13 protein-coding genes are annotated in these 13361 nt (G+C 52.4%); 1 reads left to right on the forward strand and 12 read right to left on the reverse strand.

From position 1 onward, the window contains the following. The first annotated feature begins 361 nt into the window (after window positions 1-361). Window positions 362-1492: an integrase core domain-containing protein gene (locus Pla144_RS21450; RefSeq protein WP_146452754.1), complete on the forward strand. Its 1131-nt coding sequence runs from the start codon at window positions 362-364 to the stop codon at window positions 1490-1492. Between the two features lie 194 nt (window positions 1493-1686). Here Pla144_RS21450 and Pla144_RS21455 read toward each other — a convergent pair whose 3' ends face one another. The 12 genes from Pla144_RS21455 to Pla144_RS25325 all read right to left on the reverse strand — a co-directional run bounded on the left by Pla144_RS21455 (window position 1687) and on the right by Pla144_RS25325 (window position 13340). After that, a complete protein-coding gene (locus tag Pla144_RS21455; protein ID WP_146452755.1) occupies window positions 1687-2964 on the reverse strand; it encodes a tyrosine-type recombinase/integrase in 1278 nt (425 codons plus the stop codon). A 404-nt stretch (window positions 2965-3368) separates the two neighbouring features. Beyond that, window positions 3369-3620, reverse strand: a complete 252-nt coding sequence (locus Pla144_RS21460) for a helix-turn-helix transcriptional regulator (protein WP_146452756.1) — start codon at window positions 3618-3620, stop codon at window positions 3369-3371. 367 nt (window positions 3621-3987) lie between these two features. Beyond that, window positions 3988-6285, reverse strand: coding sequence for a bifunctional DNA primase/polymerase (locus Pla144_RS21465; RefSeq protein ID WP_146452757.1), 2298 nt, complete (start codon window positions 6283-6285; stop codon window positions 3988-3990). A gap of 2 nt (window positions 6286-6287) precedes the next feature. Next, window positions 6288-7949, reverse strand: a complete 1662-nt coding sequence (locus Pla144_RS21470; protein WP_146452758.1) for a DEAD/DEAH box helicase — start codon at window positions 7947-7949, stop codon at window positions 6288-6290. Then, window positions 7950-8300, reverse strand: coding sequence for a RusA family crossover junction endodeoxyribonuclease (locus Pla144_RS21475; RefSeq protein ID WP_146452759.1), 351 nt, complete (start codon window positions 8298-8300; stop codon window positions 7950-7952). It lies immediately after the preceding gene. Further along, window positions 8300-8761: a DUF669 domain-containing protein gene (locus Pla144_RS21480; RefSeq protein ID WP_197530907.1), complete on the reverse strand. Its 462-nt coding sequence runs from the start codon at window positions 8759-8761 to the stop codon at window positions 8300-8302. Before Pla144_RS21480 ends, Pla144_RS21475 begins: the two co-directional genes overlap by 1 nt. Window positions 8762-8774: 13 nt before the next feature. After that, window positions 8775-9539: an ATP-binding protein gene (locus Pla144_RS21485; protein ID WP_146452761.1), complete on the reverse strand. Its 765-nt coding sequence runs from the start codon at window positions 9537-9539 to the stop codon at window positions 8775-8777. Beyond that, on the reverse strand, window positions 9536-9838 hold the full coding sequence (locus tag Pla144_RS21490; protein WP_146452762.1) for a hypothetical protein: 303 nt from the start codon (window positions 9836-9838) through the stop codon (window positions 9536-9538). The genes Pla144_RS21485 and Pla144_RS21490 overlap by 4 nt, the downstream gene beginning before the upstream one ends. A gap of 73 nt (window positions 9839-9911) precedes the next feature. Beyond that, entirely contained in the window at window positions 9912-10523 is a 612-nt protein-coding gene (locus tag Pla144_RS21495) for a sigma-70 family RNA polymerase sigma factor (protein WP_146452763.1), read from the reverse strand. Window positions 10524-10627: 104 nt separating this feature from the next. Continuing rightward, a complete protein-coding gene (locus Pla144_RS21500) occupies window positions 10628-12073 on the reverse strand; it encodes a hypothetical protein (protein ID WP_146452764.1) in 1446 nt (481 codons plus the stop codon). A gap of 333 nt (window positions 12074-12406) precedes the next feature. After that, window positions 12407-13243, reverse strand: a complete 837-nt coding sequence (locus Pla144_RS24840; RefSeq protein WP_197530908.1) for an SRPBCC family protein — start codon at window positions 13241-13243, stop codon at window positions 12407-12409. Beyond that, on the reverse strand, window positions 13218-13340 hold the full coding sequence (locus Pla144_RS25325; RefSeq protein WP_261342332.1) for a hypothetical protein: 123 nt from the start codon (window positions 13338-13340) through the stop codon (window positions 13218-13220). The genes Pla144_RS24840 and Pla144_RS25325 overlap by 26 nt, the downstream gene beginning before the upstream one ends. Window positions 13341-13361: the final 21 nt, after the last annotated feature.

Raw genomic sequence — 13361 nt, forward strand, 5'->3', positions numbered from 1 at the left:
AAAATAGCTCAAGGCAGAAATAACAATGCTTGAGGCGTAATGGGCATTTGGGTTTGCAGAAACTAACATCTCGGCGGTCGAATCTCACTGCTGCACTCGGACTACTTTTCTGCGCAAGCTTTATCATCCGGGGTGGTTTTCGGGAGCCCTGTAATTAACAGCGGTGCTCATCACTTCGGGCATTTTGCGTCAACCTTGCGGTCACTGGATTTTGAATCCAGCGCGTCTTTCTCTAACCCATTGTCAGGTTAGGTTTTATCGAGAAAATAGAGAGTTAATGGGGCCACAAAACCTATTACAGAATTGTCGCCTCACGTCTGCCAAGAGCACCCTTCGAGATTGGGATAGTGAGGTAATCTGAATGCAGCAGTGCAAAAAGATTGTCATCCCTCTTATCCCCATGTGGAATGACAAAGGATTTCACACTATGACCGGTTGGTTTTCGCCATTTCTGTTCTTTCTGGCAAGGTGTACAGAGAATGAATTGCGACGGCAAATTGAATTCCTCAAAGCCGAAAATGAAATGCTTCGACAACGTGTTCCCAAACTGCGGATCTTTCTCGGACGGGAAGAAAGGGAACGGCTCCTGAAGTTGGGAGACGCCATTGGGCCTGGCGCCTCCAGACTCATCACGATCGTCCACCGCCGCACCTACCAGCGGTGGGTGCGGGAGAAAGCCCTCGGCAATCCCGCCAAAAAGATGGGGAGACCTCCCACAGTAGAGCCAATCCGCCAAGTCGTGATCCGGCTCGCTCGTGAGACTGGCTGGGGGTATCGCCGCATTCTCGGAGAATTACGCAAATTGCGTATCCAGTTTGTGTCACGAACGACCATCAAGAATATCTTGAAGGAAGAAGGTATCAAGCCAGGTCCACGGCGTGGATCTGGCACTTGGGATGAGTTTCTCATGGCCCACGTCGATACGCTCTGGCAAGTAGACTTCTTCAGCAAGATGGTTTGGACCCCGACTGGACTGCGGCAGGCGTTCGTGCTGGCATTCATCCATGTCGGTACCAGACGAGTGTTTTGTTCGCCGTGTAGTTTCAAACCCGATGCCAAATGGATGGTGCGACAGGCAGAAGCAGTCGTCGAACGGGCCCGTGATGCTGGTTTGATGATGACCTATCTCATTCGCGACCGAGATGGCATGTACATACGAGAGTTTGATCAGGTGTTCAAGGACATGGGTTGTCGAGTGAAGCCAACAGCACCGCGGGCACCCAATCAAAATGCTTTTATCGAAAGATGGGTAAAATCAATAAAATTTGAATGCATCAACTATTTCATCGTCTTTGGTAAGAAGCATCTCGACTACATTGTCTCTTCCTATGTGGAACATTATAATGAGGTCCGTCCTCACCAATCCTTGGGCAATCGGCCGCTCACGGGAAAGTGGCCTGAGTTCGATGATCCGCTCACTGACAGTGTGCAGATCGTGTGCCACGAAAGTCTAGGCGGCATCTTGCGGCACTACGAACGCGTAGCTGCTTGATTATTCTTGTTCGCAGTGTTCACCCGGACCAAAACGAGGACAATTCATGAGTCGCCCAACACGGGGCAAATACGGGGCAATGTTGGCAATACTAAGCCACTTGAAACCCAACGCAATTACGATATCATTTCATACGTAACTTATTCGTAAATGCCGAATTACCTCACAAGTCCAACGTCTGCCTAACGTAAGCTCTACACCACGAGATTAGGTTCGAGTCCTACCCGGGGAGCTAGCAAATCACCCAAAACCCCGAGAATTGTAGATTCCTCGGGGTTTTCTGATTGGGAGTGGGTGCAACTGTGGGTGCAATTCACCCCCTGACAGTCGCTGACAGCACCCACTGTTGCACCCATTCCAGCAGCCGCTTTCCTGAAGTGATCGTCTGTCACCTGTAGATAATGCTTGGTGGCAACCTTGGGTGTATTTCCCAGCCAAGCTGTGACGACGTGCAGTGGGTATTCATTGGCCAATTCGGTCTCTCGGCTAGCTCGTAAATTCTGGAAAAGGCGTGGCCAAATCGTGACACCGGCTTTTTTGATGATTCTGCAGAATTGTGTCCGTAAATTAGAACTGCGATCCCTGTAGCGATTGATAACGAACTCGGTTCCATCAGCAGCTTGGTCGAACGCTTCAGACAGATACGGGCGAAGTTCTGGGAATAACGGCACGACACGCCAGGGCTTTCCTTGCTTTTTGGTCTTCTGAGAAGGAACCGTCATCCGATCGTTTTCCCAATCTATATCCCCCCATTTAAGGGCTAAGGTCTCACTAGGTGTCCGCACGCCGCCATACCTAGCCAGGGCAATAATCAATTTCCACTCAAAGTCAGGACTGGCGGAGATCACCTTTTCGATCGTGTCGTGGTCGATGAAATGCTGGCGGGCATCGTTCTGCTCACTGCCTGTCTTTACTTCTGCAAATGGGTTCATGCCTACCAGTCCTCTACGAAGGGCCGTCTTAAAAATCTGTCGAGCCCGCTTCACCAGTTTACTCATCGTGGCCTCAGCATATTTCTCAATGAGTGTCATACGCCAGTCGTCAGCGTCAGCCTCAGTGATCGTACGCAGGTCCCGGTCGGCACCAAAGTGATCGACCAGGCACCGCTTGACCTGTTCGAAATTTGTAATCGTGCTTGCTGCAGACTCGATCTTGCGAGCCGCGATAAAGGATGACAAGAACTCGCCTAATTTGGCAGAATCTCGTCGGGGAACGTAAGTCTGAAAACCTGCTTTGGCAAGTTTGGTCGCCATGTCTTCGCCAAGCGTCGACAACCACTGGGCGGTATCGTTACTTGGAGCACAACCTGAGATCGACACTGATACCAAGTCTTCTATCCTAGATTTGATAGTGTCCGCGGCTTTCTTGGTGCGGTCACCCAGTCGAATGGAGCGTCGTCGGTTGTCCTTGTCGTAAAACTGTAACCGGTAAACGACCTTGCCGCTGCGTTTTTCTCGGTGAATACTAGCCATGGAAATCCTCTTCGGTTAAGTCTTCACTCGCGTGTGCGCGTGTGAGGGGAATTAAGTTCCGGCGTCCCGTAAAATACTGCTATCCCTTGCGTGACCTTGTCAGTCGCAGTCCAAAATAGTCTGCCAACTTATCCGCCATGTCGAGCCTCAAACTGCTCTCGCTGCGGGAAAATCGCATAAGAGACATCCGAGGGATACCGCTCATTTTGGAAATCGTCGGAAACGACTCTGGACAATCATTCAATTCTCGCCTCAAGATGTCCGTCAGTGATTCATGGGTTTCTCGGTCTCTGGCCATGTATCGGATGATACACTGGCACTTCTGCCATCGCAAGAACCTTTCAGATTTTATTCAAATAGCTAACTTGGAGATCCAACTGACTAGGCAACCTGGATCGCCCCGCTTATTTCGATTTACTCCTGTGGCAGTTTGGGCACCCGGCATCAATGTGATCGTACACGCCTGTCATTGGATCCCCAGTTCGCAGTCGCCAGCGAACAAGATTTCCCACTCTAACAGGTGCCGGGACTTTGCCGGCCTCGACCATGCGGATGACATGGCGGGTTGAGCAAGAGTAGATCTCAGCAATGCACTCGACATCACCCAAGGCCTTCTCCAAATTTTCGGTCGTCGACTGACTGTTTTTGTTCATCATGTTACCCTTCTAATTGAAATTGACGTTTGGACATTTGTGTGGACCTAAGGTCGACAAAGAACAGCTCTTTACCGTCCGCAAGGACTTCTTTCTTCTTTCACCCCCCCCATGCATACGCATTCATTTTTGGTCGATTTGGATGATTTTTTAAGGTTTTGCGCGAGGGGGGGTGAAAGTAGAAAGAAGTTACTTAAACACTTTGAGCTCTTTGATAGGGTGAAAGAAGTCTGATTGCACAACCCCTTTGTGTCTAAGAGTTTGCAACACTTTTCGAGAACTTCTTTCACCCCAACCGGGGTCCTTTTTTGCTTCAACTTCTTTCACCTTCTTTCCCCAAAAAGGGGACTTCTTTCACCCCCCCAGGAGGTCACGAAGACCCAACTTCTTTCACCCCTGCACTACTTCTTTCACCCACCAAACGATAACTCCGGAGTGTTCGTCCCGAGGTCGTTTGCAGCACTGTCTCCAAGTCACCTTGCTGTTCGAGCGTGGTGATCAGCTCCTGGAATGGCTTGGTGGCGATCTTCATCCGCTTCAGCAGAACACTATGAGATAATTCCTGGCCGGGCGCCTCGCGGAGCTTGCGGAGCAAACGTAGGCACTCTGCGTCAAATGGGTTCTGAGAGACATGGTTGCGAGCCATGAACAACATGCGTCGCGCCTGGTGCAGCATGAACTCGGTCGCCCAGCGAACTGCGGCCGCGTCAATCCGAGGTGCCAGGTGATTTGTGCTGACTGCGTACAACAGCGCTAGTTTGCGAACCTGCTCTGGCACGCGACCCCACACGGTCGTCCCGACTGGGTCTCCCCCTGACTCGGCATTGGCGTACTCGAGCTCCGATCTACATCGCGACTCGGCCAATAACTCCATTGCCTCAGGATCTGCTTCGACGATCTGAGGGTTCGGGTGCCACTCTTCGAGATTGCCTGTGCCCGGATTGAACTCTGACCACCAGTGGGCTGTCTCCAAAACACTCTTAGGGGGAGCGATCAGACCAGGCTCCTGGCCAACACTGCGTGGACCACTCTCCACAATCAGCATGCGAGCGAAAAAGCCATTGGTGAGCATCCGCTCAGAGAGCGCTTCGTAGTAGTAATTGGGGATCGCCGTCCCGTAGACGATCAGACAGGGCTGATCGATCACACCTGGTGACTCTTTCCCAGCCTTGCGTCGCATGGGATAGACACTGTTGGCCGCCGAGTACAGCGTGAGGAGCGTCCCCATGATATTCTCATGCAGGGCGTCGCGGGACTTGTTGATGGACTGTAACAGGCCATCGATCTCGTCCGTCTGAAAGAGCATCGTTGGCGTCAGGAACAAGGCATCTTGGATCCCTTCTCCCGACGCGAATTTCTCTCCCAAGGCGGACACCAGCCCCACCCGATGAAGGATTTTGGTATTCACTTTACGGGGCCAGTCTTTGCCGACTGAGGAATACGCCAGGGCGAGCAGGTAGATATTGGTGCGGTTGTCTGCCTGATCTCGCACCTTCCGGCCAGCGAGTAATGCCTGAAGTGCTAAGGCACCGCAGAAGGCCAAAGCAACATTGGGATAGGGAGCTGTGGCCAGGCAGTGATCCATGACGTCAGAAATAAATCCCGGAACCCGCAACAAACTCCCTGGCAAGGGACCCGGGTCCGGCAGGGCGATCTGGGTAGGCACCAACGCTGCGTGCCCATTGCTCATCAAACTGGATAGATCAACTGTCTTGTCATCGGAGCTTTGACCATAGCCGGCAGCCCTGAGGGAAATAGCGGCTGCTCCGAAATCGCCGTCATGTTCCAAGAACGTGTAGACCGTGAAGGGAGCATAGGCACGATCCGGCTCAAAGGGTGCGGCATTGGAGGAGAAGACGTAGAGCACCCCTTCCTTGAGAGTCGCGCTCCAGCCCTGCTGCTTCCCTGGGCGACGCCAGTACTCGTTCTCACCACGTTTCACCAGAGTCCAACCATGACGTCGTAACACCTCACGGGCATCGCCACGCTCGTTGTAATCGTCTCCCGGACGACCCTCGCCGTTTACCTGTGCAAACTCTCTGGCTACTGGTGGAATTGATTCGTTGAGTGCATAGGCAGCCTCAATCAACACGGCGCGCTCAGCGTTGGTGATGGTAGGGAGCCTATCCAGACTCCCTTGTTCTATTCGGTAGCCTGGGGTCGGGGCACAGAGAAAGAGTCCACCTTCACCCCGCGTTTCGATCAGCGTACAGGTGCATTCAAACCGGTCACCAATCCGACGAGGCAGGTAACGTTTGCCAGTGATCTCAACCGGGTCGGCGGAGTCTGCCACCAAGGTGCGCTGAGCCAGTTTGTGATTGCCAGGTATTGCCTCCTCACAGCGATAGACGACGTGAAGTCCACCGGATTGGGTCCGCTCGACTACCAAGCGTTCCGCAAGTCCAGGGACTTCCGACGCCACCAGGGCACGCCATGGATCAAAGAGCTCACCTTCGTGATCAAAATCTAGCACTTCGAGGTTGCCAGAGACTGCACCCGCAAGGATGCACATGGCCTTGGCGTCGGCAAACCATGTCTGCAGCTGCTGCTCGGTTGGCAGTCTTTGTTGATATTGCTTCCAACGAGAAAGGGTTGGTCGCTTCTCTGTGGCATTGGCAGGCAACACACAAAGACCGGATTCAAAGTAGTTGAGGGCGGAGTCAAACATCTTTAGAACGGAACCTCATCCAGGTCGTACGGCTCGAATTCGCCCACAGGGAGTGCCTCAGGGAGTGGTCCCAGTTCATGGTCGATGATGCGTTCATAAGGCTCACCGGCAACCGACCGGACGGTAATGCTTAGAGTCGATGCCAGACCCCCTCCTTCAATGATTTCAATAGCACGCTCGGCGGTCTCGGGGACTGGGTCAGGCGAACGTTGGTTCCACCAGTTGACCGCCTTCTGGCGAGCATAGCCCGAGTGTTCGAAGCAGACCCATTCGGACTTAACCTTGCGATAACCTATGTGGTAATCGACTCGTAAAGTCTTGGGGTCCTCATCACTCGCATTACGTTTCGTATGGACGTCGTAGAAAGTGTCCTTTACCGTGTACTTGGTTGTGGTGACCTGTTCGGAAAGGATGCCGGCTTCACAGGCCGTTGCCTTGTGCTTTTTCTTTTCGGGAGGGGGGAACTCGTGACCACAATGGGGGCAGTTGGCATAGCCAGTCGCGATCAAGGCGTGGCACGTTGGGCATTCTTTGGCTGGTGCCTCTCCGTTGCCACAAGTTTTGGCTGAGACCTGGATGCTATCCACTGGCCCATGACGGAGCACGTTGCCACCAAAATCCAGAACCAGACAGTTGTCTTTGTCAGGATGAAGTCGGAACCCTCGGCCAACCATCTGGTAATACAATCCAGGGGACATCGTGGGACGCACCAGCGCCACACAGTCGGTGTTGGGCGCGTCAAAACCAGTCGTCAAGACATTGACGTTGCACAGATAATTAAGATCCCCCGACTTAAACCTGTTGAGTGTCTCGTCACGCTGGGTGGTTGGTGTCGCCCCACAGACGAAACCGCAATCAATCTGATGCACACGTTGCAGCGCCTCGACGATATGCATTCCGTGATTGACGCCCGCGGCAAAAATCAGCGTGGAGTTGCGGTTGCCTGCCTGCTCAACGATCTCCGCGCAGGCAGCCTCCACCAACTCACCCCGGTCCATGAGGTCTTCTAACTCATTCGCCACAAACTCACCGCCACGGACATGCAAGCTCGTGGTGTCGGCCTTCGTCTTGCCCGCTTTGGTGACCAGCGGGGAGAGAAAGCCGTCGCGAATGAGCTCGCGGACCCCCACTTCGTAACAAATGTGATTCAGAAACCCGTCCGGCGTGCAGATCGTACCGGTCTTCAACCGAAACGGGGTGGCGGTAAAACCGATGATCCGTAGGTTCGGATTGATCACCTGGGCATCGGTAAGGAATTGGCGATACATCCCGTCCCCTTCCAACGGGATGAGGTGTGCCTCGTCGACCATTACCAAATCAAAGGCATCCAGTTCGCAGGCCCGTTTGTAGACACTCTGGATGCCGGCGATGATGACGGCACGGTCCGTGTCCCTCCGCTTGAGTCCGGCCGAGTAGACTCCGAATTGTAATTCGGGACAGACGGTGTGCAGTTTGTCGGCCGTTTGTTCCAAGAGTTCCTTGACGTGTGCCAGGATCAGCACTCGCCCATTCCACTGCATCACGGCGTCTTTACAGATCGAGGCCATGATGGGTGTCTTGCCACCAGCCGTAGGTACCACCGCGCACGGATTGTCGTCTCGTGTCCGGAGATGGTGGTACACGGCAGTTTTGACTTCTTCCTGGTAAGGCCTAAGGGTGAGCACCTAAGCGAGTACCTCCTGGATTTGTACGAGGGTCTTGCCCCCCGCGACTGGATGACACTTTTCAATGGAAAGCCGCACGATTTGGCTGTCATCTCGGTAAGCGCCACCATGTTGGAGTGCGTCGAGGAGAGCTTTTTGCAAATTGTCGACGTCACGGCGCCGTCGATCTGGAGGAAACACAGTGACCTTCACCTCAAGCGGCCCAGTTAGCAGCTCGAAGGTGCTGGCCGCCAGGATCGAGCAGACCGCCTGGCGGAATGCTCGACCCCCGCGACTAATCAGCGTTCGCGACCCAACACGACGCCAGTAGTGGTTCGCACTGGGCGGGAACGGCAGCTCAAACTCCAACATCAAGATCGCATCCACGGCGGCGTGTTGTCGCTAGTCTGCGCGGCACTGGCGACGGCAGGTGCAGACTCCTTCTTGGAATAGCTCTTGATCTCGTTGGTAATTTCGCCCGTATCCTTGCGTGGCTTACAGCCCACCTGAATGACAAGTGGCAAGTTATGCAGATCAACACTGTCTTTAGGTGCCATGACACCGACAGCCCGACAAATGGCGGACAAATCCGCTTGAGCGATCTTCACAGCAGTCGCGTTCGGGTTGTCGAGATTCAGCCGGGACCACAAGACGCGGTTGTCATACTCACCGCCTTGGATCTGAAACCTCAGCTCCAAGTATTGGCCCGTACCCGCTTTGGTAGGCTTCATCTCGGAGTCGGTGATCACCGCCTGGTATTTTCCAGCTGGTACCGGATCGAAACTGGTGTTGGGTTCGACTTGATTCGCATCAAATCCACTTAGGTTAGCCATAGTTATGGGATCCTTATTCTGGGTTACGAGAAAGTGCTTCAACAAATGCCGCCCACGAGAGCGGCAACTCTTCATTGATTCCATAACGATTCTTGGCGATGCAGGCTGGGCTACCCACGCATCTCAGAATGCGTTCGCCGCCGCCGGCACCGAGTCCATGGGCGATGGTCCGTTTGCGATTGAAGCCGGCATCCTCACTCTGGGTGCGAAGTCTTCGTGTAGCGAAACCAACGACGTCACACCATTCGGTGAGTAATGCAGCAGCATGCTTGTGCAGACGCGGCGAATACCGATCGTAAGCAGACGATTCAGGGTCCTTAAAACTTTCAATTTTGGAGTGTGCGATCAAGACGACGACCATGCCTCGCTGGTTGCGAAGTGAATCGAGATGGTGCAGGATTTCGCGCCAGTAGATGAGGGCATGGGTGTAGCCGCGGGAATAGCCGCCATCGACTTTTTCGATGGAATAGACGCCATGTTGCTCGCAGAGTTTGTCCCAGATGAGCCGTTCCAGCCAGTCAAGGGAATCGATAACGACCGTTTCGTAGTCGTGCTGTTCCTGACGCAGAGAAGCGAGGGCCGCAGTGACTTCGTCGTAGGTACTGGCAAGGGGAAATTTGTCGGAAGAGATTTCTCCCAAGCCATCTTCGATCGGGACGAAGATCGCTTGGGGGGCCTGGGAGCCGAAGGTACTCTTGCCGATTCCTTCAACTCCGTAACACAAGACTCGGGGTGGTTTGGAGGATTTTCCGCGTTGGATTGATACTAGTGGGTTCATTGGTCATCCTCACTTGACTTGCATGCTGACTTTTCTATCCGTTCGACACTGAAGGAATCGTCACCAAACTCTCGGCTGAGAAATCCCAAGAACAATCGATTCAGATCACAGCCAACTTGTGTGCTCGCATCGATCACACAGGCGTGCTTGGTGTCATCCAGGTAATGGGCCGTATCTAGTCGGACCTGAGATGCCCCATGAAGACTCTCGGTGGAGAGGATGGATAGGAGTAGCGAAGCCTCAATATCTTCCGCAGGAATCTTTGAACCAAAATGATAACGATAGAGTGTATTTGCCAAAGGAATCCTCACGTCGGAAACAGGGTGCCTATCTATAGAGCTACCCCGTTCCGACGTGAGATGACGGAAAACTTTATAAATAGTCGTGCAAGCCCGCATCTTGGAAAATGAGACGGATGGATTTCATCCAATCGTTCAGTGTGGTGCGTGGCACCCCCAATTCACGAGCGACCTCCGACATCGTCAAGGTCTTGCGAAGCTCTACGAGCTTTCGCCAGGACGAAGGAAGGGTCGAGACCACGCTCTCCATGTCTAGGCATAGTTCAACTTGGTCTATTGCCGTTCGGCGATGCCGACCCAATCGCGTATCCTGGTCGCACAGACTAAGCGTATCAGCCAACTCGGTTGAACAACTCTCCGAGTCTTGGATGAGTTCACTGAGCGAACCGACCCGCCCAAAGTCTCGCTTTTTGCGCTTTTTATCTCGCAGGATTGAAGCGATACTGCGCTCAACGACAGTCGTGATGAACTCTTTGATGTGAGCTATTTTAGGATCGAATTTCGGCAGACTCTGCAGTACACGGACATAGAGGTCTTGCACAAGGTCAGGAATGTCTTGCCGGGTGAATCCGGCAATGCCAACCACCTGCTTGGCTTTTTTGCGAATGATGCCTCTTGTGAAGCGGTCTTTGCTGGGATCGAAATTGGTTGGAAAGGGTTGTCCATTACCAGATTGACTATTCATAGTCTCTTCCTGTAAGTACGAGGATGTAAAAGACAAGACAACTGTAGTCTTGTCGCTCACAGGAAGACGCCAAGCGCCGAGCGCTTGATATAAGCGCCGAGCGCTTATTCTTGTGTTTTGGTTACTTTAGGTCGGCAAGTACTCCATCTGATAGTTTTATTCTCCGGTGAGTAGGCGACGGTCAAAACGCAAGTAATAGATCTTTCAAAATGGTCAGCCAATTTCGTCATCGGAGTGGCAACATTCCTAAGCTTGTCTATCGCTCGATCAATACAGCTTGATACACTCGTAATTGCACTAGTTGAACTCTTAGAAACGTTTTTCACTTTTCCATTTGGGGAGGTAACTTGTCGAATATACTTTTTGGCATGTTCTAGTTCCTCGATCGCAATTAACTCAGCGACTGAATCTGAGTCATGTCTTGCTTGCTCTAGCTCCTGCTCAGCTTCAGTTTTGCGATTTCTGATTTCTTTAAGTCCCTCCTCATCGATTAGTGGTTGGTTAGAAATGTCAGTTACCCTTGTGTTGTGCAGTTCGGTGGCCAATAATCCGCGGTCCGTCTGTTGAACCAAACGGTAGAGATACTCAAATCCCTTGAGGAATTTGAAATGTCCCTCTTCACCAAATGCTCTTATGAAGAATCCATCACCATCAGGTGCGAAAATGAACTCTACCTCGGGTTCATTATCTTCCGGCTGCGATTTGTTCTTCGCCGAGCCTCCTTGAGAGTTAAGTTCGATTTCGCTTACCACATCTTGAAGCCACCTATCCATTTCCAATATCCGATCCTCATCGACACCCCAAAATTGAGCTTCTGCCCGCATGATCATGAAAATGATTTCCCTTTGACAATAGGTCGCCTCTTCTACTTCAGCAGTTGGAAATAGACGTCTCCCTTGGGTATGGTAATCATGAAAAGCTACTAGACCTGCTACAAGTTCACAGTTTTCTAGCTTTCGCTTATATTGGCGAGGAGGAAGTGGGTAGTCGAACTCTGGCTCGTTTTCGTTGTGCAATTCCCTTGGAGCCCACGCCTCAATGACAACCTTCGCTTCTTCGCCTGCAGGTAGCAGCGAGGCACCGTTCCAAGGCATCAAATACTGCAACAGAGGCGAACTGGTTTTTCGTAATTCAGTCAGTTCCTCGGCTTGGATAAAGCGTTCGTAAACATATGGCGTACGCAAATCCTCATCGGAACTGATTGACTCGATACCATTTGGCAAAGGACCTGCGAAATTGTTCCGCTGTCGGCCGTTCCACCGCATTTCGCGATCATTCTCCATAACCGGATTACCGGGATCGAGCAATTTGGGATTTGATATTGCTGTCTTCTCAAAATACTCCTGCTGCCGAGCTTTCCAATCGGCATGCTCTTGGGAAAATGCCTCACAGCGATCGAAAAATTGCTCCATCAACGCTCTGACCTGCGAGAGATAGGGATATAGTGCCTCGTATATCTTGCATACAAATATCTTGCATACATCCTGATATCTCTGTTGTGCTGATACAGTGGGCAACTTTTCTTTCTCTTGTATTGATACTCTAGACATCAAATCGACCTCCGTGGGATTGCAGCTCATTCTGCAATGCCGTGTCTCCTTGCTCTTATTAAATTATCACACTGTCAGGGATAGCAAACAAGCAAACTTGGGTGTCAGGAGCTGAACATCGTTGCCTCGGGGGAGTGCCCAAGGGCATCCCGTACCTCTATACTGTTGGTTCCCAACAACAGATTGGTACTGATGAGGGTAGTCGAGAGAAAGCGAAAGGCATGCTTTTCCCCGGGGGATACAAACATTTGCAATTTGACGGTAGTCCCCATCAGGACACATTGCCCAATTCAAGAAATACTATTCGCCCATGGCACTCAAAAAATCTGAACTTTATTCTTCCCTTTGGTCCAGCTGTGACGCACCCCGCGGGGGGGTGGATATCCGAGATGTTACTAGCTGGCGGGTTGTTTCGTGACGATAGTCGAACATTCGTTCCAGCTTGCGGCGAACGAACCATCCCCCTAACCAGTCGCCCAGCGGCCACAATGGGACCTGATATTCCACCTCATCCCGCAGCAAGGTTCCCTCTCCATCGTCGAAGATGTGATGCCGATGATACCACCAAGCGAACGGCCCCGACTCTTGCCGATCAGCAAACAGGTGCGGTGGTTCGTATTCGGTGTGGATTGCTACCCAACTAATGGGAATTGGTCCGATGCTCCCACGCAACACCACCCGACTGCCAACAAGTAGAGAGCCAGGACTCTTGCTCACCTGCATCTTTTCCCATGGCGGGATCAAACTCCGCAGTGCTTCGGCGCTTTCGTGAAAGCGAAACACTTGCTCTGGGAAAGCATTGATCCGAGACTCCCAGCAAAAGTGACTCAGGCTGGCTGCATTGGGTCGCCGCTCACTCTTGTGAGCCCGGGCAGAGTCCAACAGAATCAGGCCAAACAGAATCCACCACACGAGATCGTTGGTCAGGATGGTCAGTCCAAAGAGCGGGGGAAATGTTCCACGCCATAAGGCCCCCAGGAATCCGATTGGACCAAAGATTTTGCCTAGCAGCCCGACGAGCAATATTGGCCAGTGACGCCGTGGGTTCCCTGCGGCAATCAAATAGCCGATTCCGAAGACCCCAACGATCATCCCCACGCACTGCCAAATCTCAGGGTAATTGACCCGCTCGATGCTGGTAAGATCAAACAACAAGTGTGGAAATGCCATCGTGAGCGCGGCCCCATACGAGATTATAAATTCCCGCAGCACAGAGCCAGTAGCTTGCCCACACGGGGGCACCATCGTCGTTTATGCAAGCTGGCATGAAGTTTTCCAAGGATCAGGC

Source organism: Bythopirellula polymerisocia (assembly GCF_007860015.1).
In the GTDB taxonomy this organism is placed as follows: Bacteria; Planctomycetota; Planctomycetia; order Pirellulales; family Lacipirellulaceae; genus Bythopirellula; species Bythopirellula polymerisocia.

Excerpts from the sequence above, each read along its gene's own strand:
- Pla144_RS21450 (WP_146452754.1), top strand. The coding sequence starts at position 362 with ATGCAGCAGTGCAAAAAGATTGTCATCCCTCTTATCCCCATGTGGAAT.
- Pla144_RS21455 (WP_146452755.1), bottom strand. The coding sequence starts at position 2,964 with ATGGCTAGTATTCACCGAGAAAAACGCAGCGGCAAGGTCGTTTACCGG.
- Pla144_RS21460 (WP_146452756.1), bottom strand. The coding sequence starts at position 3,620 with ATGATGAACAAAAACAGTCAGTCGACGACCGAAAATTTGGAGAAGGCC.
- Pla144_RS21465 (WP_146452757.1), bottom strand. The coding sequence starts at position 6,285 with ATGTTTGACTCCGCCCTCAACTACTTTGAATCCGGTCTTTGTGTGTTG.
- Pla144_RS21475 (WP_146452759.1), bottom strand. The coding sequence starts at position 8,300 with ATGTTGGAGTTTGAGCTGCCGTTCCCGCCCAGTGCGAACCACTACTGG.
- Pla144_RS21480 (WP_197530907.1), bottom strand. The coding sequence starts at position 8,761 with ATGGCTAACCTAAGTGGATTTGATGCGAATCAAGTCGAACCCAACACC.
- Pla144_RS21485 (WP_146452761.1), bottom strand. The coding sequence starts at position 9,539 with ATGAACCCACTAGTATCAATCCAACGCGGAAAATCCTCCAAACCACCC.
- Pla144_RS21495 (WP_146452763.1), bottom strand. The coding sequence starts at position 10,523 with ATGAATAGTCAATCTGGTAATGGACAACCCTTTCCAACCAATTTCGAT.
- Pla144_RS21500 (WP_146452764.1), bottom strand. The coding sequence starts at position 12,073 with ATGTCTAGAGTATCAATACAAGAGAAAGAAAAGTTGCCCACTGTATCA.
- Pla144_RS24840 (WP_197530908.1), bottom strand. The coding sequence starts at position 13,243 with ATGGCATTTCCACACTTGTTGTTTGATCTTACCAGCATCGAGCGGGTC.
- Pla144_RS25325 (WP_261342332.1), bottom strand. The coding sequence starts at position 13,340 with ATGCCAGCTTGCATAAACGACGATGGTGCCCCCGTGTGGGCAAGCTAC.